Raw genomic sequence first — 22,893 nt, 5'->3', positions numbered from 1 at the left:
CGTCCGTTTTCGCCCGAATCCGAACCGCGTGCGCCGAGCCCTCCGCCTGCTTCCCCTGCCTCTGAGCATCGCCATCAGCCTGCCGGCGATGGCCGATGATAAGCCGCTCAACTGGGGCCTGTGCCCGGCCACCGACGTCATTCCCGCGTTCACCGACGCCCCCACTCCGGTCCCCGCCCAGGACAAGGCTGCCGCCGCGGCCGCCCGCGAGAACCAGCCGACCGACATCGAAGGCGACCAGCTGCTGGGCACCACCACCGTGCCGCAGTACGAGGGCAACGTGGCGCTGCGCCGGGGTGACCAGTTCGTCGGTACCGACAAGCTCAGCTTCGACACCGAGACCGGCAACTACATCGCCGACGGCAATGTCCGCTACCAGGACGGGTCGATCCGGATGGTCGCCAAGCGCGCCGAAGGCAACCAGGAAAGCGACACCCACAAGATCTCCGACATCAAGTACCAGCTGGTGTCGCGCCGGGGCAACGGCGATGCCGAATCGGTCGACCTGCAGGGCGCGGTCGGCCAGATGCACCGCTCGACCTACACCACCTGCGACCCGTCGCAGCCGGTGTGGAAGCTGTCGGCGCCGCAGATCGAGGTGGACAACGACGAAGGCTTCGGCACGGCCCGCAACGCCGTACTGCGCATCGGCAAGGTGCCGGTGCTGTGGGCGCCCTACTTCAAGTTCCCGATCGATGACCGCCGCAAGACCGGCCTGCTGTTCCCGCAGCTGGGCATGTCCGGCCGCAACGGTGTCGACTACGCGCAGCCGATCTACTTCAATCTGGCGCCGAACTACGACGACACCCTGACCCCGCGCTACATGAGCCGGCGCGGCCTGCTGCTCGACAACGAGTTCCGCTACCTCTACAACGGCGGCCGTGGCGAGGTGCTGACCAGCTACATGCCCAACGACAAGCTCCGCGACCGCGACCGCGGCCGGGTGATGTTCGACGGCTACCACAACGTGAACAGCCACTGGCAGGCCCGCGCCAACCTGGCCTGGGTCAGCGACGAGCGCTATGTCGAGGACTTCGCCAATCGCCTGGTGGGCGTGACCGCCTCCAACCTGCAGAGCACCATCGGCCTGTACGGCACCGGCCAGAACTGGACGGCCGGCATCATGGCCGACCGCTGGCAGCTGACCGACTACACGCTCAACGAAAGCGCCCTGCCGTACAACCGCCAACCGCGCCTGTTCTTCAACTGGAACAAGCCGGTGCTGTCGTGGCTGGAGACCGGCATCTACACCGAAGCCGTGCGCTTCACCCACGACGACATCAACTTCAAGTACGACACCAGTGCCGGCACCGACCTGCAGTACACCCGCACAGGTCAGGTCCAGCGCATGTACGGTGGTTCGCGCCTGGACGTGAAGCCCTACGTGTCATTCCCGATCAGCGGCGCAGCCTGGTACGTGACCCCGACCCTGGCCTACCGCTACACCGGTTATGAGCTGGATCGCGGCCTTGCCGACAGTGTCCGTCGTACCGTGCTGAGCTCGCAGGGCATCGACCCGAACACCGCCACGCCCGAGCAGCTGCGCGGCAACACCTCGCCCAGCCGCAGCCTGCCGATCGGCAGCATCGACGCCGGCCTGTTCTTCGATCGCGAGACATCGATCGGTGGCAAGTCTTTCCTGCAGACCCTGGAGCCGCGCCTGTTCTACCTGCGCACGCCCTACCGCAACCAGGACGAGCTGCCGATCTTCGATACCCGCGACTTCACCTTCAGCTGGGGCCAGCTGTTCCGCGACTCGCGCTATACCGGCGCCGACCGCCAGAACGATGCCAACCAGCTGACCCTGGCGCTGGGCACCCGCTTCATCGACCAGACCACCGGCAAGGAACGCTTCTCGGCCGCGATCGGCCAGATCCAGTACTTCGATGAATCGCGGGTCAGCACCACGCCGGGCGGGGCGCCGGTGGAGAAGGGCAAGTCGGCCTGGATCGCCGACGGCAACTACATGATCAACGACCGCTGGACGCTGGGTGCCACCTACCAGTGGGACCCGAAGTACAAGCGCGAGGACCTGGCCAGCGTCCGCGCCCGCTACCTGATGCCCAACGACGGCGTGGTCAACCTGAGCTACCGCTATCGCATCAATGCGGGCGCCCCGGCGACCGCCAACAAGCATGACCGGACCCTGCTGGAGCAGGCCGACCTGTCGTTCCTGTACCCGCTGAATGCGCGGTGGAGCCTGGTCGGCCGCTATTACTACTCGCTGCAGGACAAGGAACCGCTGGAAATCATCGCCGGCGTGCAGTGGGACAGCTGCTGCCTGGCCGTGCGCGCGGTGGCCCGTCGCTACGTGCGCAACCGCGAAGGCGACATGAACAACTCCATCCAGCTCGAGTTCGTGCTCAAGGGCTTGAGCTCCATCGGCCAGGACACGGACCGCACTCTGCGCCGTGCTATCCTCGGCTATAACCGCGACGACCTCTATCTCGTGCCGCCCAGCAACACCGGAGTGACCCGCGATGACTACGATCCGAATCTGATCCCATGACCAAGCGCTTCCCCGTTCTTCTCGCCTCGCTGCTGGCGGTGTCCAGCGTGTCCGCCCCCCTGCAGGTGCTTGCCCAGGAGGCGCAGCCGCTTGACCGCATCGCCGCCGTCGTCGATGAAGACGTGATCCTGCAGAGCGAACTCCAGCGTGCGATCGCCAACATCAAGGCGCAGTACGTCGGCCGTGAGGCCCAGCTGCCGCCGGAAGACGTGCTCAGCCGCCAGGTGCTTGAGCGCCTGGTGCTGGTCAAGCTGCAGGTGGCCCGCGCCCAGGGCAGCGGCATCCGGGTCAGCGACCAGGAGCTGAACCAGGCGATGAATGCCATCGCCCAGCAGAACGGCTCGAACCTGGACGCGCTGCGCCAGCGCCTGGCCCAGGACGGCATTGATTTCGCCGATTTCCGCGCCTCGGTGCGTGATGAGATCACCGTGCAGCGCCTGCGCCAGAGCTTCGCGCAGAGCCGCATCAGCGTCAGCGAGGGTGAAGTCGATGCCGCGCTGAAGCAGCAGGCCACGGTCGGCAACCAGTACCACCTGGCGCACATCCTGATCGCGGTGCCCGACGGTGCCAACGCCGACCAGATCGCCACTGGCCAGAAGAAGGCCGACGGCGTGAAGGCCCTGCTGGACAAGGGCGAGCTGGACTTCAATGCGGCTGCGGTGCGCTATTCGGACAGCCCCAACGCGCTGGAAGGCGGCGACCTGGGCTGGCGCAGCCTGGATGAAATCCCGGCCGCATTCGCACAGACGATGTCAAAGATGAAGGCCGGTGAAGTGGTCGGCCCGATCCGTGGCCCCAGCGGCTTCCAGCTGCTGAAGCTGGTGGAAGTGCGCGATGCCAGCGCCGCCGGTGCGGGTGAACATACGGTCACCGAGTACCACGGCCGCCACATCCTGGTGCGCGTGGACGATCACCAGACCGACGCCGCTGCCAAGGCCAAGATCGATACCCTGCGCGCCCGCATTGCCGGTGGCGCCGAGTTCGAGACCGTGGCCAGGGAGTCCTCCGAGGACAACAACACCAAGGGCCAGGGCGGTGATCTGGGCTGGTTCCCGGCCGATGCGTTCGGCCCGGCTTTCGGCCAGCAGGTGGAAGGCGTGCAGGATGGCGGCATCAGCCAGCCGTTCCGCACCGATGCGGGCTGGCACATCGTGCAGCGCGTGGCCACCCGCCAGACCGACGTGACCACCGACAACCAGCGTGCCCAGGTCCGCGAGACCATCGGCCGCCGCAAGCTGGAAGACGAGTACAACCGCTTCCTGCAGGAACTGCGTGGCGAAGCCTACGTCAGCTTCCGCAGCGGCGACCGCGCGGAAAATACCGCGACCCCGCCGCAGTCCTGACCGATGCGCCCCGAGCTCGCTCTGGTACCGGGCGAGCCCGCCGGGATCGGCCCGGAGCTGTGCGTCCGCCTTGTCCAGCAGCCGCGTGAAGATTGTCGGCTGCTGGCCTTCGCCGACCCGGACACCCTGCGCGCGGCCGCTGCCGCGCTGAATCTGCCGCTGCAGCTGCTGCCCGAAGACGCCGAAGCACGCGTCCCCGGCGATCTGCGCCTGCGCACCGTCCCCAATGCCGTAACCAGCCATTTCGGCCAGGCCGATCCGGCCAATGCCGGCGCGGTCATCAGCGCCCTGCTCGGTGCCGGCCAGGCCTGCCTGTCCGGCGAGCTGCATGGCGTGGTCACCGGCCCGGTGCACAAGGCGGTCATCAACGAGGGCGGCATCGCCTACAGCGGCACTACCGAACTGCTGGCCGACCAGGCTGGGGTAAAGGTGGTGATGATGCTGGCCAACCACATCGTCCGCGTGGCGCTGGTCACCACCCACCTGCCGCTGCGCGACGTGGCCGATGCGATCACCGCGCCCGGCCTGGAACGCACCCTGCGCATCGTGCATGCCGCGCTGCGCCGCGAGTTTGGCCTGGCCGCGCCACGCATCGCCGTACTCGGTCTGAACCCGCACGCCGGCGAAGACGGCCATCTGGGCCGCGAGGAGCTGGACCTGGTCATCCCCCTGCTGCAGCGCCTGCGCGCCGAGGGCATGGACCTGGTCGGGCCACTGCCGGCCGACACCGCCTTCCTGCCCGCCAAGCTGGCCGGCTTCGACACCGTGCTGGCGATGTACCACGACCAGGGCCTGCCGGTGCTGAAGTACTCCGGCTTCGAGCAGGCGGTGAACCTGACCCTGGGCCTGCCCTACCCGCGCGTGGCCGTGGACCATGGCACCGCGCTGGATCTTGCCGGCCGCGGCATCGCCGATCCCTCCAGCCTGCAGGCGGCAACGACGCTGTGTGCGCAGCTTGCGCGGCAACGTACACTGAGCGCATGAATTCCCCGCATTCCCCCTCCGGCCCGGTGTTCACCGCACCGGCCAAGAAGCAGCTTGGCCAGCATTTCCTGGCCGACCGCCACTACATCGACAAGATCGTGATGGCAGTCAACCCGAAAGACGGTGACCGCCTGGTCGAGATCGGCCCGGGTCAGGGTGCGATCACCCTGCCGCTGCTGCGCGTCCACCCGAAGCTGACGGTGATCGAGTTCGACCGCGACCTGATCGCGCCGCTGACCGCGGCCGCCGAGCCGCTGGGCGAGCTAACCATCGTCCACCGCGATGTGCTGCGTGTGGACTTCACCGAACTGGCCGACGGCCAGCCGATCCGCCTGGTCGGCAACCTGCCCTACAACATCTCCTCGCCGATCCTGTTCCATGCGCTGGAACATGCCGCAGTGATCCGCGACATGCACTTCATGCTGCAGAAGGAAGTGGTCGACCGCATGGCCGCCGGCCCCGGCAGCAAGGTGTTCGGCCGTCTCAGCGTGATGCTGCAGGCGTACTGCGAGGTGACCTCGCTGTTCGTGGTGCCGCCGGGCGCGTTCCGGCCGCCGCCGAAGGTCGATTCGGCCGTGGTGCGGCTGGTGCCTCGTGACCCGGCCACGATCAACATCCGCGATCACAAGCGTTTCGCCGAAGTGGTCAAGGCCGCCTTCGGGCAGCGCCGCAAGACCCTGCGCAATGCCCTGAACAACGTGGTGTCCGCCGAGCAGTTCATTGCCGCCGGCGTGCGTCCCGATGCCCGTGCCGAACAGCTGGACGTGGCCGAATTCATCGCTTTGGCCAATGCCTCCTGATTACACTGCCGGTATGGAAGACGCTGACGTTTACGCCATCTCCGTCGAAGTCGCACCGCGCTTCCTCGACGATCAATCCGCGCCGGAAGACGGCCGCTATGCGTTCGCCTATACGATCCGCATCCACAACCAGGGGCAGGTCGCCGCGCGCCTGATCGCACGCCATTGGCGCATCACCGATGCCAACGGCCGCGTCGAGCACGTCGATGGCGATGGCGTGATCGGCGAGCAGCCACGCCTCCGCCCCGGTGAAGACTTCCGTTACACCTCCGGTGTCATGCTGGGGACCGATCACGGGACCATGCAGGGGCACTACGACATGGTTGCCGACGATGGCACCGAATTCGCTGCGGCGGTCGCACCTTTCGTGCTGGCCATCCCGCGCACCCTGCACTGACACGGAGGCCGAACGATGAGTGTGTGGGCGATCGGCGACCTGCAGGGCTGCTATGACGTCACCCAGCGATTGCTGGAGAAGATCCGCTTCGACCCCGCGCAGGACACCCTGTGGTTCTGTGGCGACCTGGTCAACCGCGGCGGCCAGTCGCTGGAAACGCTGCGGCTGGTGCACTCGCTGCGCGAGCACAGCGTGGTGGTGCTGGGCAACCATGATCTATCGCTGCTGGCCGTCGGTGCGCGCACCGAAGAGGAACAGCGCAAGGTCAATCCGGACCTGCTGCGCATCGTGCAGGCCGAGGACCGCGACGAACTGCTGGACTGGCTGCGCCTGCAGAAGCTGGTGCACGTGGACCGCGAGCTGGGCTGGATGATGGTGCATGCCGGCCTGGCGCCGAAGTGGACCACGCAGATGGCCGAGCGGCATGCCGCTGAAGTCGAAGTGCAGCTGCACGGCGCCGGCTACCGCAAGCTGTTCCGCAACATGTATGGCGACAAGCCGAGCTGGGCACCGAACCTGTCCGGCTACGACCGCTCGCGCGCGATCATCAACGTGCTCACCCGCATGCGCTACTGCACCCCGCGTGGGCGCATCGGCATCGAGGACAAGGGCACGCCGGGCACGCAGGAACAGGGGCTGTACCCCTGGTTCGAAGTGCCGGGCCGGGTCGAGCGCGACCTCAAGATTGTCTGTGGCCACTGGTCGGCGCTCGGCCTGACCATCACCCAGGGCGTGCACGCCATCGATACCGGTGCGGTGTGGGGCGGCAAGCTCACCGCGATCCAGCTCGACACCGAAGAACTGCGCGTGGTGCAGGTACCGGGCCGCGATGTGCCGGCACCGGTGCCGCATGCACGTCCGCCGGCGCGACCAGCGCACGAGCGGCCCGCCGCTGCGGCGCAGGGCAAGGAACAGGGCGGCGGCAACACGCCCGCTGCCAACCCGGGCAACCGTGGTCCGCGTCGCCGTCGCCGTCGTGGCGGCGCTGGCGGTAGCGGCAACGGCGGTGGTGGCAACAACAACGGCGCACCACCGCAGGCATGACACGACCTGGCTGCGCACCATGGACGGTGCTGCTGCTGACGCTGGCTCTGGCCAGCGGCTGCCAGCCCGGCTCGCCGCCTGCTTCCACCGCTGCGGGCGGCGCTGAACGCGCACCGACGCAACCGCAGGCCGCTTCACCGCCACTGGTGGATGCGGCACGCGCGCAGGTCGGCGTCACCACCCGCTACGACCCTGCTTACCAGGTGCTGGCCTATCCCGGCGGCGACGTCCCGCTGGATCGCGGCGTCTGCACCGACGTGGTGGTGCGCGCTCTGCGCAGCCAGGGCCTGGACCTCCAGGCCCGCGTGCACGAAGACATGCGCGGCAACTTCAGCGCCTACCCATCGATCTGGGGCCTGTCACGGCCGGACCGCAACATCGATCATCGTCGCGTACCGAACCTGATGCGCTGGTTCGAGCGGCAGCGCTGGCAGCAGCCGATCAGCACCGCCGCCGCCGACTACGCAGCCGGCGACATCGTCGCCTGGAAGCTCAGCGGCAACGGCCTGCTGCATGTGGGCATCGTCTCCGACCGGCGCTTGGCCGATGGCACGCCGCTGGTGCTGCACAACATCGCGCGCGGCACGCGGGAAGAGAACCTGCTGTTCCAACACACGATCATCGGGCATTACCGGATGCCGTAGGCAATCCTGTAGAGCCGAGCCATGCTCGGCTACGGGATGTGTCTGGCAACAGCAGCCGAGCATGGCTCGGCTCTACAGATGCGCGGCGGTCAACGGCGCACGTAGTGCACGAAGCGGAACGCGTAGGCGTGGCGTTCGTCGGCCGCGTGCGGCTCGCTGCTCACTTCCCGCCAGTCACGCGCGTCCACCTCGGGGAAGTGGGTATCGGCAGGCACTTCGGCATCGACCCAGGTCAGGTACAGGTCGCTGGCCTGGCCCAGCAGCTGACGGAAGATCTCGCCGCCACCGATGATGCACAGTTCGCTGGCGCCCTCGCCTTCGGCAATCGCCTTCGCCTCGTCCAGCGACGCCACCGCGCGCATGCCCTCGAACGGCACCTGGCTGCTGCGGGTCAGCACCAGGTTGGTCCGCCCCGGCAGCACACGGCCGATCGATTCGGCGGTCTTGCGCCCCATCAGGATCGGCTTGCCCAGGGTGAGCGCCTTGAAGTGCTTGAAATCATCCGGCAGATGCCAGGGCATGGCATTGCCCTGGCCGATGCCACGGTTGCGGTCCAGCGCCACGATCATCGACAGCTTCATCAGTGCGATCTCCTCAGCTGGCGTCGATCTGCAGGCGTTCGCAGGCAGCGTTCGCGGCACTGGCGGCCCGCAATGCTGCAGCCAGCGCCGGACTCGACGTGGACTGCTCATCCAGGCCGCTGATGATCTTCTGCTTCTGCGCTTCCTCGATCTCCTTCAGGCCCGGCCCCGACAGGATCTCCGCCGACAACGCCGCATTGTCGGTGCCGGCACCACGCGCGAGGAACGCCTTCAGCTGGTCGCTGGAGTAGACGGTGGCCAGGCGCTGTTCAAGCTCACGCTGATAGGCCGGATCCTCGACACCCGCCTTCAGGTGCTCGGTCATCGCCGCGTACATGCCGGTTACCGCCTCACGCATCTGCGCCCGGCACCCTGCCGGCACATCCTGAGGCAGCATCGTGCTGCCGTTGAATGCTCCGGCGAACGCCTGCACTTCCTCGCGCATATGCTTGTGCACGATCTGCTCATTGACCTGCCTGGCCAGCGACAGTGTATCCGCCGCTGCGGCCTGGGCCATGCCCAGAGGGAGCGCAACGCACAGCGCCAACAGGCAGCGGGAAAGCATGCGCGCGCTCATACCGCCACCGGCGCCTTGATCGCCGGATGCGGATCGTAGCCGTCGATGCGGATGTCGTCGAACTGGAAGCCGAACAGATCGGTCACCTCCGGGTTCAACCACAGCGTCGGCAGCGCGCGCGGTTCACGCGACAGCTGCTCGCGGGCCTGCTCGAAGTGGTTCGAATACAGGTGCGCATCGCCCAGCGTGTGCACAAAGTCGCCCACGCCCAGGCCGGTGGCCTGCGCCACCATGTGGGTCAGCAGCGCGTAGCTGGCGATGTTGAACGGCACACCGAGGAAGATGTCGCCGCTGCGCTGGTACAGCTGGCAGCTGAGCTTGCCGTCCACCACGTAGAACTGGAACAGGTTGTGGCACGGCATCAACGCCATCTGCGAGAGCTCGCCCACGTTCCAGGCACTGACCACCAGCCGCCGCGAATCCGGATTGCGCTTGATCTCGTCCACCAGCCACTGCATCTGGTCGATCTGGCCGCCGTCGGCCGTGGCCCAGCTGCGCCACTGCTTGCCGTACACCGGGCCGAGGTCGCCGTTCTCGTCGGCCCACTCGTCCCAGATGCGCACCTGGTTGTCCTTGAGGTAACCGATGTTGGTATCGCCCTTCAGGAACCACAGCAGCTCGTGGATGATCGAGCGCAGGTGCAGCTTCTTGGTGGTGACCAGCGGGAAGCCGTCGTTGAGGTTGAAGCGCATCTGCCAGCCGAACACGCTGCGGGTGCCGGTACCGGTGCGGTCGCTCTTCTCCGCGCCGTGTTCGAGCACGTGCGAGAGCAGGTCCAGGTAGGCCTTCATGCCTTGCCCTCTGCCGTCACCAGCGGCTGCGGCTGCAGCACCGGCGCACGGCGCGACATCACCAGCAGCACCAGGCCGAAGGCGATCAGCGGCACGCACAGGATCTGGCCCTTGGTCAGCCAGCCGAAGGCCACGTAGACGCCGTTGTCGGGCATGCGCACGAACTCGACGGCGAAGCGGAAGATGCCATACAGCAGCGCGAACAGGCCGCCAATGAGATAGCGATGGCGCGGCTTGGCCGACACCGTCCACAACACCGCGAACATCACCAGCCCTTCCAGCAGCGCTTCATACAGCTGCGAGGGATGGCGCGCGAACTGGTTGAGCGCACCGCTGGCGAACTGCGACTGCAGGGTGGCGTGGTCGAGCTGGTTCAACGGGGCCGGCAGGCCGGACGGGAACACCACGCCCCAGCTGCCGTCGGTGTACTTGCCCCACAGCTCGGCGCCGATGAAGTTGCCGATGCGGCCAAAGCCCAGGCCCAGCGGCACCAGTGGCGCCATGAAATCCATGGTGTCGAAGAAGTGCAGGCGGTGCTTGCGCGACCACCACCAGCAGGCGGCGATCACGCCCAGCAGGCCACCGTGGAAGCTCATCCCGCCGTCCCACACCTTGAACAGCAGCAGCGGGTTGTGCAGGAAATCACCCAACGCGTAGAACAGCATGTAGCCGACGCGTCCGCCCAGCACCACGCCCAGCATGGCGTAGAACAGCAGGTCGGAGAAACCATTGGCATCGACGCCCGGCAGGCGTCCGTCGGCGATGCGCTTGCGGCCCAGCAGCCAGGCTGCGGTGAAGCCGAGCAGGTACATGATGCCGTACCAGTGCACCTTGATCGGTCCCAGCGAGAGGGCGATGGGGTCGATGTCGTGGAAATAGATCATGGAAGGTGCCTTGCGGTTGAACGTCTATTCTCGGGCCAGTGCCGCCCCGGCTCAACCAAGGATCTGTGGCGAGTTCGGCAACGCGTCATCGTTCGACCGCGTCGAGGCTGGAAAGTGCCCTTCCAGCAGGCTGGAGACCTCGTCGATCGCATCCTGCAGCGCTTCCACGGGATTGGACCCGCGCAGGCCCTCGCGCAGATGGGTGCAGACCCGCTGCCACTGCGCCGGGCTGACCCGGCCGTGCAGGCCGCGGTCGGCGACGATCTCGATCGCGTGATCGGCCAGCAGCAGGTAGATCAGCACGCCGTTGTTGTAGGCTGTGTCCCAGGTACGCAGGCGGGCGAAGGCGTGTTCGGCGGCCTGGCGCGGGGTCACTTTGTGCCACAACGCGACCCACGGCAGGTCGGCTTCGACCGCGAACATCACCTGGCCACCATGGCGCTGCTCACCGGCGGCGATGGCCTCGGTGATCGCCTGCAGCGTGGCCGGCGGGAACGCACGCCGCACCGACGGCGAAAACACGTGGCGACACAGACGTTGGATCATCACCAGCCTCCCGAAGCACCGCCGCCGCCGGAACGGCCACCACCACCGCCCCAGCCGCCACCACCGAATCCACCGCCCCCGCCGAATCCGCCTCCGCCGCCCCAGCTGCCACCACCCCATCCTCCACCACCGGCAAAGCGCCCGGGATGGCCGGACAGCATGGCGACGATCAGGCCGACGATGCCCGCCAGGCCACTGGCCAGCAGGGTGGAGGTGAACAGGAACGCCGCCAGTGCGGCACCAGCACCGCCCAGCAGGCCACGCAGCGGGCGCGGCACGCGCGAGAACACGCCGCGCAGGATGCTGCCAGCGAATACACCGATGAACAGGGCCAGGAACCAGGTATCGCCGCCACCGTCGGGCTCGCGGGCCCGCTGGCCGCTGACCGGCGTGGGCAGTGCCTCGCCATCGACGATCTTCACCAGTACCGCGGTGGCATCGGTGATGCCACCGGCGTAGTCGCCCGCTCGGAAGCGCGGCACCAGGTATTCCTGGATGACCCGGTTGGCGATGGCATCGGGAATGGCACCCTCCAGGCCGTAGCCCGGTTCGATGCGTACGCGCCGGTCGTCCTTGGCCACCACCAGCAGCACGCCGTCATCCACGCCCTTGCGGCCGATCTGCCACTGGTCGAAGACCCGCGTGGTGTACTGCGCGATGTCCTCCGGCTGGGTGGTAGGCACCACCAGCACCTGCAGCTGGCTGCCCTTGCGCTGCTGCAGGTCCAGCGCCTGCTGCACCAGCGCCTGCTTCTGCGCGGCATCCAGCGTTCCGGTGGTATCGACCACCGGCGAGTCCAGCGCCGGAATCGGTGCCAGCTGCTGGGCCTGCGACGCCAACGGCAGCCACAGCAGCAGGGCCAGCAGCGCAGTGGCCAGGCGCATGGGTCAGTGGCCCGGCTGCGGAGCCGGCTGCTGCTGCGGCGCGCTGCCGAAATCCACCGCCGGCGCGTTGGAGATCTGCGCTTCGTTGTCCACGGTGAAGTTCGGCTTGGTCTTGTAGCCGAAGATCTTGGCGGTGATCACCTGCGGGAACGAGCGGATGTAGGTGTTGTAGTCCTGCACCTGCTGGATGTAGCGACCGCGGGCAACGGTGATACGGTTCTCGGTACCTTCCAGCTGCGCCTGCAGATCGCGGAAGTTCTGGTCGGACTTGAGCACCGGGTAGTTCTCGGTGACCACCAGTAGCCGCGACAACGCACTGCCGAGTTCGCCCTGGGCCTGCTGGAACTGCTTGAGCGAGGCTTCGTCGTCGGCGTTGACGTTGATCTGGCCGACCCGCGAGCGGGCGTTGGTGACTTCGGTCAGCACGCGCTCTTCCTGGCTGGCAAAGCCTTTCACGGTCTGCACCAGGTTGGGTACCAGGTCGGCGCGGCGCTTGTACTGGTTGAGCACTTCGGACCAGCTGGCCTTGACCGCTTCATCCTTCTGCTGGATGGCGTTGTAGCCACAGCCGGAGAGCAGGGAGGCCAGCAGCATCAAGGGCAGGACGCGGGTGAACAGGCGCATGGCGGAGGTTCCGGGTGGACTGAGCGCCGAGCATGCCACGGATGGGGTGAAAGATCGGCCATCGGGCGCCGCCCCCTCCGCGGTGGTCATGTCTGCTGGATATCGGGGTGGGCCGGGAGGGTGAGTGGGCTGGGGGACGCCGTGAATACGTCCTTGTAGGCTCGGGCGCGCCATCCATGGCGCTTACGCCCCCAGCCCACTCACCCTCCCGGCCACGGACGGTTTCCTGCGCACCGCGGGAAGATCAAAAAAGAGCAAAAGCGAAAGCCCATGCTCCAGGCATTCGTGCCGACCAACGGTCGGCACCCACCATCAGCAGCAGGTTCCAACAGATCGCAGGAACCTGTCGAAGGCGGGGTGGGTCAGCTTGCGGGGGCGTGAGCGCCATGGATGGCGCGACCGAGCTTACAGGGACGTACTTGCAGCGTCCCCCGCAAGCTGACCCACCCCGCCAACCCACGGAATGCGGGCTGTTGCTGTTGCTCTGGATTCTGCGGGTGCAGGGCTGCAAGCCCTGCCGGAACCCCACACCGTTCAACAGGCCTCAGCCACCGGGGCGCGCGCACGCCCCAGCCACGCCAGCAGCAGCGCCGACGCTGCCAGCAGGCCACCGGCCACCGGAATCGCCGCGTACCCCAGCCCCAGGCTGATCACCGCACCACCCAGCGCCGCGCCCAGTGCATTGCCGAGGTTGAACGCACCGACGTTGATCGACGACGCCAGGCCCGGCGCCTCGCTGGCGGCCTGCATCACCCGGATCTGCAGCGGCGGCACGATCGCGAAGGTCGCGGCACCGAACAGCAGCACGCCCAGCGCCGCCGTGGCGTGATTCATGAAGGCCAGCGGCAGCACGAACATCAACACGGCCAGTACCGCGAGCAGGATGCGGGTGGCGCCATCCAGCGACCAGTCGGCCATGCGCCCGCCGATGCCGTTGCCGAAAGTGAATCCAATGCCGATCAGGGCCAGCGACATCGCGATGAAGGCGTTGGAGGCACCGGTCAGCTCGGTCAGCACCGGCGCCACGTAGGTGTAGAGGGTGAACATCGCGCCGGCGCCTAGCACTGTGGTGGCCATGGCCAGCAGCACCTGCGGCTGCAGGATCGCCTTCATCTCGCGGCGCACGTCCGGACGCGCATCAGGCGCGGATGCCGGCAGGGCCAGGCCCAGCGCGGTGATCGCCACCAGGCCCAGCACCGCAGTACCGGCGAAGGACAGGCGCCAGCCCAACTGCTGGCCCACCCAGGTTGCCAGCGGCACGCCACCGATGTTGGCGATGGTCAGGCCCATGAACATGGTCGCCACGGCGGCCGCCTGCTTTTCCTTCGGTACCAGGCTCGCGGCGACCACCGCACCGATGCCGAAGAAGGCACCGTGATTGAGGCTGGTGACCAGGCGCGACAACAACAGCAGGCCGTAGTTCGGGGCCAGTGCCGATAGCAGGTTGCCGACCACGAAGATCGACATCAGCAGCATCAGCGCAGTGCGCTTGCCGAAGCGTCCCATCAGCAGGGTCATCACCGGCGCGCCCAGCATGACGCCCACGGCATAGGCCGTGATCAGCATGCCGGCGGTGGGAATGTTCACGCCTACGCCGTCGGCAATGACAGGCAGCAGGCCCATCGGCGCGAATTCAGTGGTGCCGATGGCGAAGGCGCCGACGGCGAGGGCCAGCAGAGCGGCTCTGGAGTTCATGAGGTCATCCTGCGTGGGGCAGGTCCTGGAAAAGAGCGCGTAGCCTGCGCGCTTTGTCGGCCCGGATTAAGCCTCGCCCCGGGAAAACACTGTTGATCTCAATTCACAGCTGGCGGGAACCTCCCCGCCGGGCCATGCCCGGCGAGCGCGGTGGGCCTCGCAACGCAGAACCCCCGGCGCTGGCCGGGGGTTCTGGGTGACACGCTTGCCTGTGATCTGCTTACCAGTCGCCGGCACCCGGCACGTGGTGTTCGCGCGCGCGGCGGCGCATCAGCAGGTTCAGCCACTCCACCAGCACCGAGAAGCCCATCGCGGCGTAGATGTAGGGCTTGGGCACGTGCACGTCCAGGCCATCCAGGATCAGCACCGCACCGATCAGCAGGATGAAGGCCAGGGCCAGCATCTTCACGGTCGGATTGGCATCGATGAAGCGGCCCAGCGGGTTGGCCGCCAGCAACATCACCGCCACCGACAGCAGGATCGCGGCGACCATCACCGGCACGTGGTCGGCGATGCCGACGGCAGTGATCACCGAGTCCAGCGAGAACACGATGTCGATGATCGCGATCTGCGCGATCACGTAGCCGAATACGGCCGAGGTCTTGGTCGTGCTCGGGTCCTCATCCTCGCCACCGGTGATCATTTCCTTGATCTCCATCCAGCCCTTGATGATCAGGAACAGGCCACCGACGATCAGCACCAGGTCGCGGATGGAAATGCCCATGCCGGCCACGGTGAACAGGTTCGCCTGCATGTGCGCCAGGTACGCCAGCGACACCAGCAGGCCGATACGGGTGATGCAGGCCACGGCGATGCCGAGCCGGCGCGCGAACGGGCGGCGGTGCTCGGGCAGCTTGCTGACCGCGATGGAAATGAATACCAGGTTGTCGATACCGAGCACGATTTCCAGCGCGCTCAGCGTGAACAAGGTCAACCAGACGTTCGGATCGGCGAGAAACTCAAGGGACATGGGAAGTCTTCAACAAGGGGGAGGAAGAAGGATCAGCCGGCGCTGGCCGGGAACAGGCGCGGCACCAGTACCAGGCCCCAGCACAGCAGCACGTTCATCATCAGCATGAACACCGCCGCCGAGCCCATGTCCTTGGCCCGGCCGGCCAGCTCATGGATCTCGCTGCCGTAGCGCTCGATCACCGCCTCGATGGCCGAATTGGCCAGCTCCATCGCCAGCACCAGCAGCATCGAGCCGATCAGCAGCGCGCGTTCGACCGGCGTCTGGCCCAGCCAGACCGCGAGCGGGGTCAGCAGCACCAGCAGGTAGACCTCCAGCCGGAACGAGGACTCGTGCAGCCAGGCAGCGCGCAGGCCCTGCCAGGACCAACGGGCGGCCTGGAAGATGCGGCGCGGGCCGCGGGGCATGTGGCCGAATTGATCAGCCACGGGTGAGACATCCAGCAACAGGGGCGCGGCGCAGCGACCGCTCAGACGCACGGCAGGGAATCATGGGTGCACAGGGATAGGCAGATGGCCGCCATTTTGCCACAAGGCCGCCGGCCGCATCCCGGGCAGCGCTTGGCCAATGGCCTGCCAAGGGCAAGCCCGGGCCCGCCCCAGCTCCTATGATGGATGTCCCCTTCCCTGCTGGAGCGCCTGATGTCCCGTCGCCGTACCTGCCTGCTGATGCTGGGCCTGCTGACCGCCGCCCCCCTGGCCCAGGCGCTGAGCCCGACCAAGCCGCCGCGCGTGCCCGAGCAGGTCTCCAACGTGGCCTGGGCCGGCGACATGGCCCACTTCGCCAGCGCCGACCAGACCAACCCGCCGCCGCGCGGCGGCATCGAATTCATCGGCAGCTCCTCCATCCGCATGTGGGACAGCCTGGCCACCGACTTCCCCGGCCAGCCGGTGTTCAACCGTGGCTTCGGCGGTTCGGAAGTGCGCGACAGCACCTGGTATGCCGGCCAGATCGTAGTGCCGTATGCGCCATGCAAGGTGTTCTTCTACGCCGGCGACAACGACCTCAACAGCGGCCGCAGCGCGGTGCAGGTGCGCGACGATGTGGTCGCCTTCGTGCAGCGCGTGCACCGCGACCTGCCGAAGACGAAGGTGGAGTACCTGTCGATCAAACCGAGCCCGTCGCGTGCGCACCTGCTGCCGGCGATCAACGAAGCCAACACGCTGATCAAGGTCGCCCTGGCCAGGCTGCCCAATACCGGCTTCACCGACGTCTACTCGCCGATGCTCGGCGCCGATGGACAGCCGGACGCGGCGCTGTTCCGCGAGGACATGCTGCATATGACCCCAGCCGGCTATGCGATCTGGACCAAGGCGCTGGCGCCGAAGGTGAAGTGCGACTGAGGCGTGCGTTCGCCGACCAAGGTCGGCATCTACGGCGACAATGCGCGTGCTCCGGTAGTTGCCAACCTTGATTGGCATGAATGCGTCCACCTGCATCCCAGTGAAAGCGCCGACCAAGGTCGGCATCTACCGAGGCAGCTGGTGCCGCCTCAGCGGAAAATCACCGTGGCTTCGGTGCCCTTGCCAGGCTCACTGGCCAGGCTGACCTTCCAGCCGAAGCGGTCGCACAGCCGGCGCACGATCGACAGGCCCAGGCCGGTGCCCTGCGGACGGCTCGGCTCGGCGCGGTAGAACGGCTCGAACGCGCGCGACAGCGCCTCGGCGGACATGCCGATGCCGGTATCGCGCACCACCACGCGGTCGTTGTGCACATGCACGTCGATGCGCCCCTCATCGGTGTAGCTGCAGGCGTTGCGCACCAGGTTGCTGACCACCACCTGCAGCACCCGCGGCGGCGCATGCAGCTGCACCGGGCCATCGCTGTGCAGGTGCACCGATACCGAGCGCGTACCCAGCAGCTCGTTGGCGTTGTCCACCTCGTAGCGGACGATGTCGTTGACGTCGAACAGCTCGATCTGCGGCTCGACATCGGCCTCGCGGGCCAGGATCAGGAACGCATCGATCACCGCCTCCATGTCACGCCCGGCGCGCTGGATACGCTGCAGGCTGCGGCGCAGGCGCGGCTCCAGGCTGTCATCGCCCAGCGCCATGTCGCTGGCCACCCGGATCACGGTCAGCGGTGTGCGCAGCTCATGGCTGGCATCGCGGGTGAAGTTGCGCTCACGGGCCACGTGCGCGCTGACCCGGTTGGCCAGTGAATGCAGTGCGGCAGCCAGCTGCCGGGTCTCACCCTGCATGTCCGCCGGCAGCTTGTTCGGCTCGAGGTCGGCCGCCTCGGGATGGCCCGGGTCCCAGCGCGAGACGCGGCGCGCCAGCCAGTTCACCGGCGACACCAGCCGCTTGGAGGCGCGATAGGTCACCCAGCTGGCGCCATAAACCGCCAGCAGGGTCAGCAGCACCGGCACGATGCCGAACCAGAACGCCAGCATCTCCGCGCGCGAACGCAGGAACACCAGGTACAGGCGACCGGCCGGACGTACATCGACCAGTACCAGCTGGTCATCCTTGCGCAGTTCGTGGAAGCCCGGCTCCAGATTGCGCAGGTTGGCCGGCAACGACAACGCCGACTGCCCGCTTTCCAGCAGGTAGCCGCGGATGTTCTGGGTGTTGGGCGGCGGCTGCACCGGCGAGGCCTCGTGCAGGGTCCAGAAGTACGCCGCTTCCTCGCGCAGGGCCGCGCCGACCAGGCTGTGCTTGATCACCAGCGATACCAGCCAGGCACCGAGCAGGATGCCCAGGCTGGCCAGCACTGCCTGCAGGATGAAAGCGATACGGATCTTGCGCGGCAGGCCGTGCGGCATTGCGGGGTCCCGGTCGGAGCGCTGCGATTATAGGCAGCGCACCGCGCCGTAGTCGTGCATGGGCGCTGACCGGCGGTACTGCCTGCCGGTCATGCCCTGCCCTGGTGCGTGGCCGTTGCCCGGCCGGGCTTGCTGCTGCACCGGCGATGGCCCTGCTCAGGCCATCGGCTGGGCGATATCGGCAATGCGGTAACCGGCGCTCTGTACAGTGTGCAGCAACGGACGGTCGAACGGCTTGTCGATGATCTTGCGCAGGTTGTACAGATGGCTGCGCAGGGTGTCCGAATCCGGCAGCCCGTTGCCCCAGATCTCGCGTTCGATCTCCTGGCGGGTGACCACGCGCGGCGATTCGCGCATCAGGATGGTCAGCAGGCGCAGGCCGATTGGCGACAGCTGCAGCTCGGTGCCGGCACGGGTGGCGCGCATGCTGACCGGATCGAGCACCAGGTCGGCGACCTTGAGCACTTCCGAACCGACCTGGCGGCGTTCGCGACGGATCAGCGCGCGCAGGCGTGCTTCCAGCTCCTGGATCGCGAACGGCTTGGTCAGATAGTCATCGGCGCCGAAACCGAGGCCGGTGAGCTTGTCATCCAGCGTGTCGCGTGCCGTGAGCATCAGCACCGGGGTGGACTTGCGCGCATCGTTGCGCAGGCGACGGCACACTTCGATGCCATCCAGGCGCGGCAACATCAAGTCGAGCACCACGACGTCATAGCTGTTCTCCGCCGCAAGGCGGTAGCCATCCAGGCCGTCCTGTGCATAGTCGACTTCGAAGCCGCGACCTTCCAGGTATTCCCCGATCATCTCGGAGATGTTGCGGTTGTCTTCGACCACCAGCACCAAGCCGGAGGTCTCCTTCGTCTGACGCATGTGATTCCCTCTAACTTCAGCTTTGTGAAACATGCCGGATCGACGGTGGACGCGATGTGAAGTTCCGTCAAGAGGGATGTAAATCGTTCAGAGCAGGGGCCGCAGCAAGGGCCAGACGTTGTCCAGCACCTTCGGCTGCGCCTGCGCGGTCGGGTGCAGGCCATCAGCCTGCATCAGCCCGGGCTGCAGTGCCACGCCTTCCAGCAGGAACGGCAGCAGCGGCACCTTGTACTGCGTGGCCAGTGCCTTGTAGGCCGCCGCCAGCCGCTGGCGATAACCCGCCCCATAGTTGGGCGGCACATCGATGCCCAGCAGTAGCACCTTGGCACCAGCCTTCTGGCTGGCCTGCACCATCTTTTCCAGGTTGCCCTGCACCTGCGCCGGGGTCAGCCCGCGCAGTGCGTCATTGCCGCCGAGGGCAATCACCACCACGGTGGGCTTTTCCTTGGCCAGCAGGCCCGGCAGGCGGGTCAGCGCGCCGGCGGTGGTCTCACCGCTCATGCTGGCATTGACGATGCGCGCCGGTGTTTTCGACTGCTGCCTGACCCGCTGCTGCAGCAGGCTGACCCAGCCGGCGTCGGCGGGGATATTGTGGGCAGCACTGAGGCTGTCGCCGAGCACCAGCACCGTGCCGGCCGGACCTTTGGCAGAGGCCAGCCCAGACAGCAGCAGGAACCCCAGCAACAGCACCATCATCGCGCCGGCTCGCCGGCTCCATCCCGTCTTGCACATTGGAGTCTCCTCATCGACAGCCTGTCCCCCCGCAGCGCGCCCGTCGCCATCGCCGTCGACCAGGTCGGCAAATCCGTGCAGGGCCCGGAGGGTGAAGTCCACATACTGGACAACATCACCCTGACCGTCCATGAAGGCACCAGCGTGGCCATCGTCGGCGCGTCCGGTTCCGGCAAGACCACCCTGCTCGGCCTGCTGGCCGGCCTTGACCTGCCCAGCCGCGGCAGCATCGCGCTGGCCGGCCAGGATCTGGCGGCGCTGGACGAGGAAGCCCGCGCCCAGCTGCGCGCACGCGAGATCGGCTTCGTGTTCCAGAGCTTCCACCTGCTGCCGGCGCTGACCGCCGCCGAGAACGTCGCGCTGCCGCTGGAGCTGGCCGGGCGCGAGGACCGCGCACGCGTCGAGGAGGTACTGGCGCAGGTCGGCCTGGGCCATCGCGCACGCCACTACCCGCGCCAGTTGTCCGGTGGCGAGCAGCAACGCGTGGCGCTGGCCCGGGCTTTCGTCACCCGCCCGCGCATCCTGTTCGCCGATGAACCCACCGGTTCGCTGGACCAGGCTACCGGCCAGCACATCAGCGACCTGCTGTTCGAACTCAACGCCGGCAGCGGCACGACGCTTGTGCTGGTCACCCACGACCTGCGCCTGGCGCAGCGCTGCCAGTACATCCAGCGCATCGACAACGGCCGCCTGCTGCCGGTCGAGCACGGGGCCGACGCATGAACCTGCTGCGGCATGCATGGCGCGCGCTGCGTCGCGAGGCACTGGCCGGCGATCTGCTGACCGTATTCGCCGCGTTGGTGCTGGGCGTGGCGGTGATGACGGCGGTGGGCACGCTGGTGAACCGGGTCAACCTGGCGCTGACCGGCAGCGCAGCCGAGATGCTCGGCGGTGACCTCGGCATCGCCGGGCGCGACGACCCACCGGCAGCCTTCGCCGAAGAAGCGCAGCGACGCAGTCTGGCGCATACCCGCATCGCCAGCTTCGGCAGCGTGCTGTTCCATGGCGAGGCCAGCCAGATGGCCAGCATCAAGGCCGTGGAAGCCGGCTATCCGCTGCGCGGCACGCTGCGGGTGCGGGTCTCGCCCGGGGGCGCCCTGATCGACAACGCCGGCATGCCGGCCAAAGGCCAGGCCTATGCCGACCCGCGCCTGCTGCAGGGCCTGGGACTGAAAGCCGGTGACGACCTTGAATTCGGCGCTGGCACGCTGCGCATCGCCGGCATCATCGAGGCCGAACCGGATACCGGCGGCGACCTGCTTACGCTTTCCCCCACCCTGCTGGTCAACCGCGCCGATGTGGAAGGCACCGGCCTGCTCGGTCCGGGCAGCCGCATCAACTACCGGCTGATGTTCGCCGGGCCGGCCGACCAGATTGCTGCGCTGCGCCAGTGGTTGCTGCCGCAGGTCAAGGGCCTGCGCCTGCTGAGCGTGGACGACACCCAGCGTGGTGTGCGCCAGGCCTTCGACCTGGCCGGGCGCTTCCTCGGCCTGAGCGCACTGCTGGCGGTGCTGCTGGCCGGCGTGGCCACGGCACTGGCCGCCAACCGCTTCGCCCTGCGCCGCATCGACCAGGTGGCGATCCTGCGCTGCCTGGGTGCCCGCCAGCGCGACATCCTGTTCGGCCTGGCACTGCAGCTGCTGATGCTGGCGGTTCCGGCCTGCGCACTCGGCATCGCTCTCGGCATGGCTGCGCAGGAAGGCCTTGTGCAGGTGCTGGGCAGCCTGGTGCCACAACGCCTGCCGCTGCCGGAAGCGATGCCTGCCCTGACCGGCGCCGGCATCGGCCTGTTGCTGCTGTTCGGCTTCGGCCTGCCGCCGCTTCTGCGCCTGCGTGGGGTGCCGCCGATGCGCGTGCTCAACCGTTCCTTCGCCGCCCTGCCACCGGCCTCGCTGCTGGCCTACGTGGCTGCCTTGGCCGCCAGTCTGCTGCTGGCGGTGCAGGTCACCGGTGATCTCAAGCTGGCGCTGTGGGTGCTGGGCGGGTTGGCCGCGCTGGCGGTGGCGGCCGGCGTGCTCGGCTTCGTGCTGCTGCAGCTGCTGCGCGGCCTGCAGCACCGCCTGCATGGCAACTGGCGACTGGGCCTGGCCGCCCTGACCCGGCGCCGGATGCTGGCGGTGATGCAGCTGGTGGGGCTGTCGCTGTCGCTGTGCGCGCTGTTGCTGCTGGCGGTGACCGGCCCCGGTCTGCTGCAGCAGTGGCGCGAGCGGCTACCGGCGGATACGCCGAACTACTTCCTGATCAACATCCAGCCCGAGCAGCGCGACAGTGTGTTGGCCGCGCTGCGTGGACTGGGCGCCCACGACGCCAGCATCGAACCGATGGCCACCGGCCGCCTGATTGCAATCAACGGCAAACCGCCGCTGCGCGTGGACCGCTCGCCCGCGCAGGAGGGGCAACCGGCACAGGCCGAAGGCCAGCGCGACGACGACGATGAAAACCGGCCGTTGAACTTCAGCTGGCGCAGCACGTTCCCGCCGGCAAATACGCTGGTCAACGGCACGTTCTGGAAGCCGGACAGCACCGCTGCCGAGGCATCCGTGGAGATCGGCTGGGCCAAGCGCTACGGCGTGTACCCCGGTGACCGCATCACCATTGCGGTGGGCGAGCAGGAACGCGAGTTCACTGTCACCAGCGTGCGAAAGGCGGACTGGAACACCTTCCGCCCGAACTTCTTCGTGCTGCTGAACCCGAATGCGGTGGGCGACACGCCGCACAACCTGCTGTCGGCGTTCCATCTGCCGGCCGGCAAGGCAGCCGGACTGGGCGAGCTGGTCCGCGCGCAGCCGAACCTGTCCCTGCTGGACGTGGATGCGGTGATCTCGCAGGTGCGCGATGTGATGGAGCGGGTGGCACAGGCGGTGCAGCTGGTGATGGTGTTCAGCCTGCTGGCGGGCGTGCTGGTGCTGCTGGCCGCACTACAGGCCACGGCCGGCGAGCGTCGCTACGACAGCGCGGTGCTGCGCACGCTGGGCGCGACCCGGCGCCAGTTGCGCGGCGCGGTGCTGGTGGAGTTCGGTGCGCTGGGCACGCTGGCGGCGTTGCTGGCGGTGGGCGCAGCTGCTGCCATCGGCGTGGCGGTCTCGCAGAAGGTGTTCGAGCTGCCACTGCTGCCGCCGTGGCCGGGCCTGCTGCTGGGTGGCCTGCTCGGCATCGCGCTGAGCCTGCTGGCCGGCTGGTTGGGCACCCGGCGGATCCTGCACACGCCACCGGCATTGGCATTGCGCGAGGCGTGATGCGGTTGCGACACGCAC

Annotated in this window: 23 protein-coding genes; 10 read left to right on the top strand and 13 right to left on the bottom strand. The window is 67.7% G+C overall.

Features of this window, described 5'->3' with window-relative positions; genetic code table 11:
- Positions 1 to 28 precede the first annotated feature (28 nt).
- The 7 genes from lptD to AC13GA_RS01795 are packed head-to-tail and all read left to right on the top strand — an operon-like array spanning position 29 to position 7,721.
- Positions 29 to 2,509: an LPS-assembly protein LptD gene (lptD, locus tag AC13GA_RS01825; protein WP_482997428.1), complete on the top strand. Its 2,481-nt coding sequence runs from the start codon at positions 29 to 31 to the stop codon at positions 2,507 to 2,509.
- The gene (locus AC13GA_RS01820; RefSeq protein WP_046984890.1) at positions 2,506 to 3,852 is read left to right on the top strand and encodes a peptidylprolyl isomerase; all 1,347 of its coding nucleotides are present in this window, start codon (positions 2,506 to 2,508) and stop codon (positions 3,850 to 3,852) included. Before lptD ends, AC13GA_RS01820 begins: the two co-directional genes overlap by 4 nt.
- Positions 3,853 to 3,855: 3 nt before the next feature.
- Positions 3,856 to 4,836 (top strand): 4-hydroxythreonine-4-phosphate dehydrogenase PdxA, encoded by a 981-nt coding sequence (gene pdxA, locus AC13GA_RS01815; protein WP_482997427.1) that lies wholly within the window; start codon positions 3,856 to 3,858, stop codon positions 4,834 to 4,836.
- On the top strand, positions 4,833 to 5,636 hold the full coding sequence (gene rsmA / locus AC13GA_RS01810) for a 16S rRNA (adenine(1518)-N(6)/adenine(1519)-N(6))-dimethyltransferase RsmA (RefSeq protein WP_482997426.1): 804 nt from the start codon (positions 4,833 to 4,835) through the stop codon (positions 5,634 to 5,636). The genes pdxA and rsmA overlap by 4 nt, the downstream gene beginning before the upstream one ends.
- Before the next feature lie 13 nt (positions 5,637 to 5,649).
- Positions 5,650 to 6,033: a Co2+/Mg2+ efflux protein ApaG gene (gene apaG / locus AC13GA_RS01805; RefSeq protein WP_032968744.1), complete on the top strand. Its 384-nt coding sequence runs from the start codon at positions 5,650 to 5,652 to the stop codon at positions 6,031 to 6,033.
- A 15-nt stretch (positions 6,034 to 6,048) separates the two neighbouring features.
- Positions 6,049 to 7,077: a symmetrical bis(5'-nucleosyl)-tetraphosphatase gene (locus AC13GA_RS01800; RefSeq protein ID WP_046984887.1), complete on the top strand. Its 1,029-nt coding sequence runs from the start codon at positions 6,049 to 6,051 to the stop codon at positions 7,075 to 7,077.
- Complete coding sequence (locus tag AC13GA_RS01795) at positions 7,074 to 7,721, top strand: DUF1287 domain-containing protein (RefSeq protein ID WP_482997425.1); 648 nt, start codon at positions 7,074 to 7,076, stop codon at positions 7,719 to 7,721. The genes AC13GA_RS01800 and AC13GA_RS01795 overlap by 4 nt, the downstream gene beginning before the upstream one ends.
- Before the next feature lie 89 nt (positions 7,722 to 7,810).
- Here AC13GA_RS01795 and AC13GA_RS01790 read toward each other — a convergent pair whose 3' ends face one another.
- The 10 genes from AC13GA_RS01790 to AC13GA_RS01745 all read right to left on the bottom strand — a co-directional run bounded on the left by AC13GA_RS01790 (position 7,811) and on the right by AC13GA_RS01745 (position 15,701).
- The gene (locus tag AC13GA_RS01790) at positions 7,811 to 8,302 is read right to left on the bottom strand and encodes a dihydrofolate reductase (protein ID WP_046984885.1); all 492 of its coding nucleotides are present in this window, start codon (positions 8,300 to 8,302) and stop codon (positions 7,811 to 7,813) included.
- Positions 8,303 to 8,315: 13 nt separating this feature from the next.
- Complete coding sequence (locus AC13GA_RS01785) at positions 8,316 to 8,867, bottom strand: hypothetical protein (RefSeq protein WP_046984902.1); 552 nt, start codon at positions 8,865 to 8,867, stop codon at positions 8,316 to 8,318.
- An 8-nt stretch (positions 8,868 to 8,875) separates the two neighbouring features.
- A complete protein-coding gene (locus tag AC13GA_RS01780; protein WP_033830389.1) occupies positions 8,876 to 9,670 on the bottom strand; it encodes a thymidylate synthase in 795 nt (264 codons plus the stop codon).
- Entirely contained in the window at positions 9,667 to 10,554 is an 888-nt protein-coding gene (lgt, locus tag AC13GA_RS01775) for a prolipoprotein diacylglyceryl transferase (protein ID WP_482997424.1), read from the bottom strand. Before lgt ends, AC13GA_RS01780 begins: the two co-directional genes overlap by 4 nt.
- Before the next feature lie 51 nt (positions 10,555 to 10,605).
- Positions 10,606 to 11,100, bottom strand: coding sequence for a TPM domain-containing protein (locus tag AC13GA_RS01770; RefSeq protein ID WP_478474718.1), 495 nt, complete (start codon positions 11,098 to 11,100; stop codon positions 10,606 to 10,608).
- Positions 11,100 to 11,984 carry a TPM domain-containing protein gene (locus AC13GA_RS01765; protein ID WP_253079228.1) on the bottom strand — a complete coding sequence of 295 codons (885 nt, stop codon included), beginning with the start codon at positions 11,982 to 11,984 and terminating at the stop codon, positions 11,100 to 11,102. Before AC13GA_RS01765 ends, AC13GA_RS01770 begins: the two co-directional genes overlap by 1 nt.
- Positions 11,985 to 11,987: 3 nt before the next feature.
- Positions 11,988 to 12,608, bottom strand: coding sequence for a LemA family protein (locus AC13GA_RS01760; protein WP_012510094.1), 621 nt, complete (start codon positions 12,606 to 12,608; stop codon positions 11,988 to 11,990).
- A gap of 534 nt (positions 12,609 to 13,142) precedes the next feature.
- Positions 13,143 to 14,303 carry an MFS transporter gene (locus tag AC13GA_RS01755; RefSeq protein ID WP_136638881.1) on the bottom strand — a complete coding sequence of 387 codons (1,161 nt, stop codon included), beginning with the start codon at positions 14,301 to 14,303 and terminating at the stop codon, positions 13,143 to 13,145.
- Between the two features lie 220 nt (positions 14,304 to 14,523).
- Entirely contained in the window at positions 14,524 to 15,273 is a 750-nt protein-coding gene (locus AC13GA_RS01750; RefSeq protein ID WP_012510092.1) for a TerC family protein, read from the bottom strand.
- A 32-nt stretch (positions 15,274 to 15,305) separates the two neighbouring features.
- Positions 15,306 to 15,701 (bottom strand): diacylglycerol kinase, encoded by a 396-nt coding sequence (locus AC13GA_RS01745; protein WP_088480332.1) that lies wholly within the window; start codon positions 15,699 to 15,701, stop codon positions 15,306 to 15,308.
- Between the two features lie 213 nt (positions 15,702 to 15,914).
- Here AC13GA_RS01745 and AC13GA_RS01740 point away from each other — a divergent pair, with 213 nt between their 5' ends.
- Positions 15,915 to 16,616 (top strand): SGNH/GDSL hydrolase family protein, encoded by a 702-nt coding sequence (locus tag AC13GA_RS01740; RefSeq protein WP_482997423.1) that lies wholly within the window; start codon positions 15,915 to 15,917, stop codon positions 16,614 to 16,616.
- A 149-nt stretch (positions 16,617 to 16,765) separates the two neighbouring features.
- Here AC13GA_RS01740 and AC13GA_RS01735 read toward each other — a convergent pair whose 3' ends face one another.
- The 3 genes from AC13GA_RS01735 to AC13GA_RS01725 form a co-directional block, all read right to left on the bottom strand.
- Entirely contained in the window at positions 16,766 to 18,037 is a 1,272-nt protein-coding gene (locus AC13GA_RS01735) for a sensor histidine kinase (protein WP_046982735.1), read from the bottom strand.
- Between the two features lie 156 nt (positions 18,038 to 18,193).
- Positions 18,194 to 18,907, bottom strand: coding sequence for a response regulator transcription factor (locus AC13GA_RS01730; RefSeq protein WP_002811889.1), 714 nt, complete (start codon positions 18,905 to 18,907; stop codon positions 18,194 to 18,196).
- Positions 18,908 to 18,994: 87 nt separating this feature from the next.
- Positions 18,995 to 19,603 (bottom strand): arylesterase, encoded by a 609-nt coding sequence (locus AC13GA_RS01725; RefSeq protein ID WP_295380772.1) that lies wholly within the window; start codon positions 19,601 to 19,603, stop codon positions 18,995 to 18,997.
- 111 nt (positions 19,604 to 19,714) lie between these two features.
- Between AC13GA_RS01725 and AC13GA_RS01720 the strand changes: the two genes are divergently transcribed.
- Together AC13GA_RS01720 and AC13GA_RS01715 are read left to right on the top strand one after the other, a co-directional pair.
- The gene (locus AC13GA_RS01720; RefSeq protein WP_253079231.1) at positions 19,715 to 20,362 is read left to right on the top strand and encodes an ABC transporter ATP-binding protein; all 648 of its coding nucleotides are present in this window, start codon (positions 19,715 to 19,717) and stop codon (positions 20,360 to 20,362) included.
- A complete protein-coding gene (locus AC13GA_RS01715; protein ID WP_482997422.1) occupies positions 20,359 to 22,875 on the top strand; it encodes an ABC transporter permease in 2,517 nt (838 codons plus the stop codon). The genes AC13GA_RS01720 and AC13GA_RS01715 overlap by 4 nt, the downstream gene beginning before the upstream one ends.
- The last annotated feature ends 18 nt before the right edge of the window (positions 22,876 to 22,893 follow it).

Source organism: Stenotrophomonas sp. 22DLJC03, assembly GCF_056861405.1.
The sequence above is the reverse complement of the archived record's forward strand: the minus strand, read 5'-3'. Positions and strand labels throughout refer to the sequence as shown.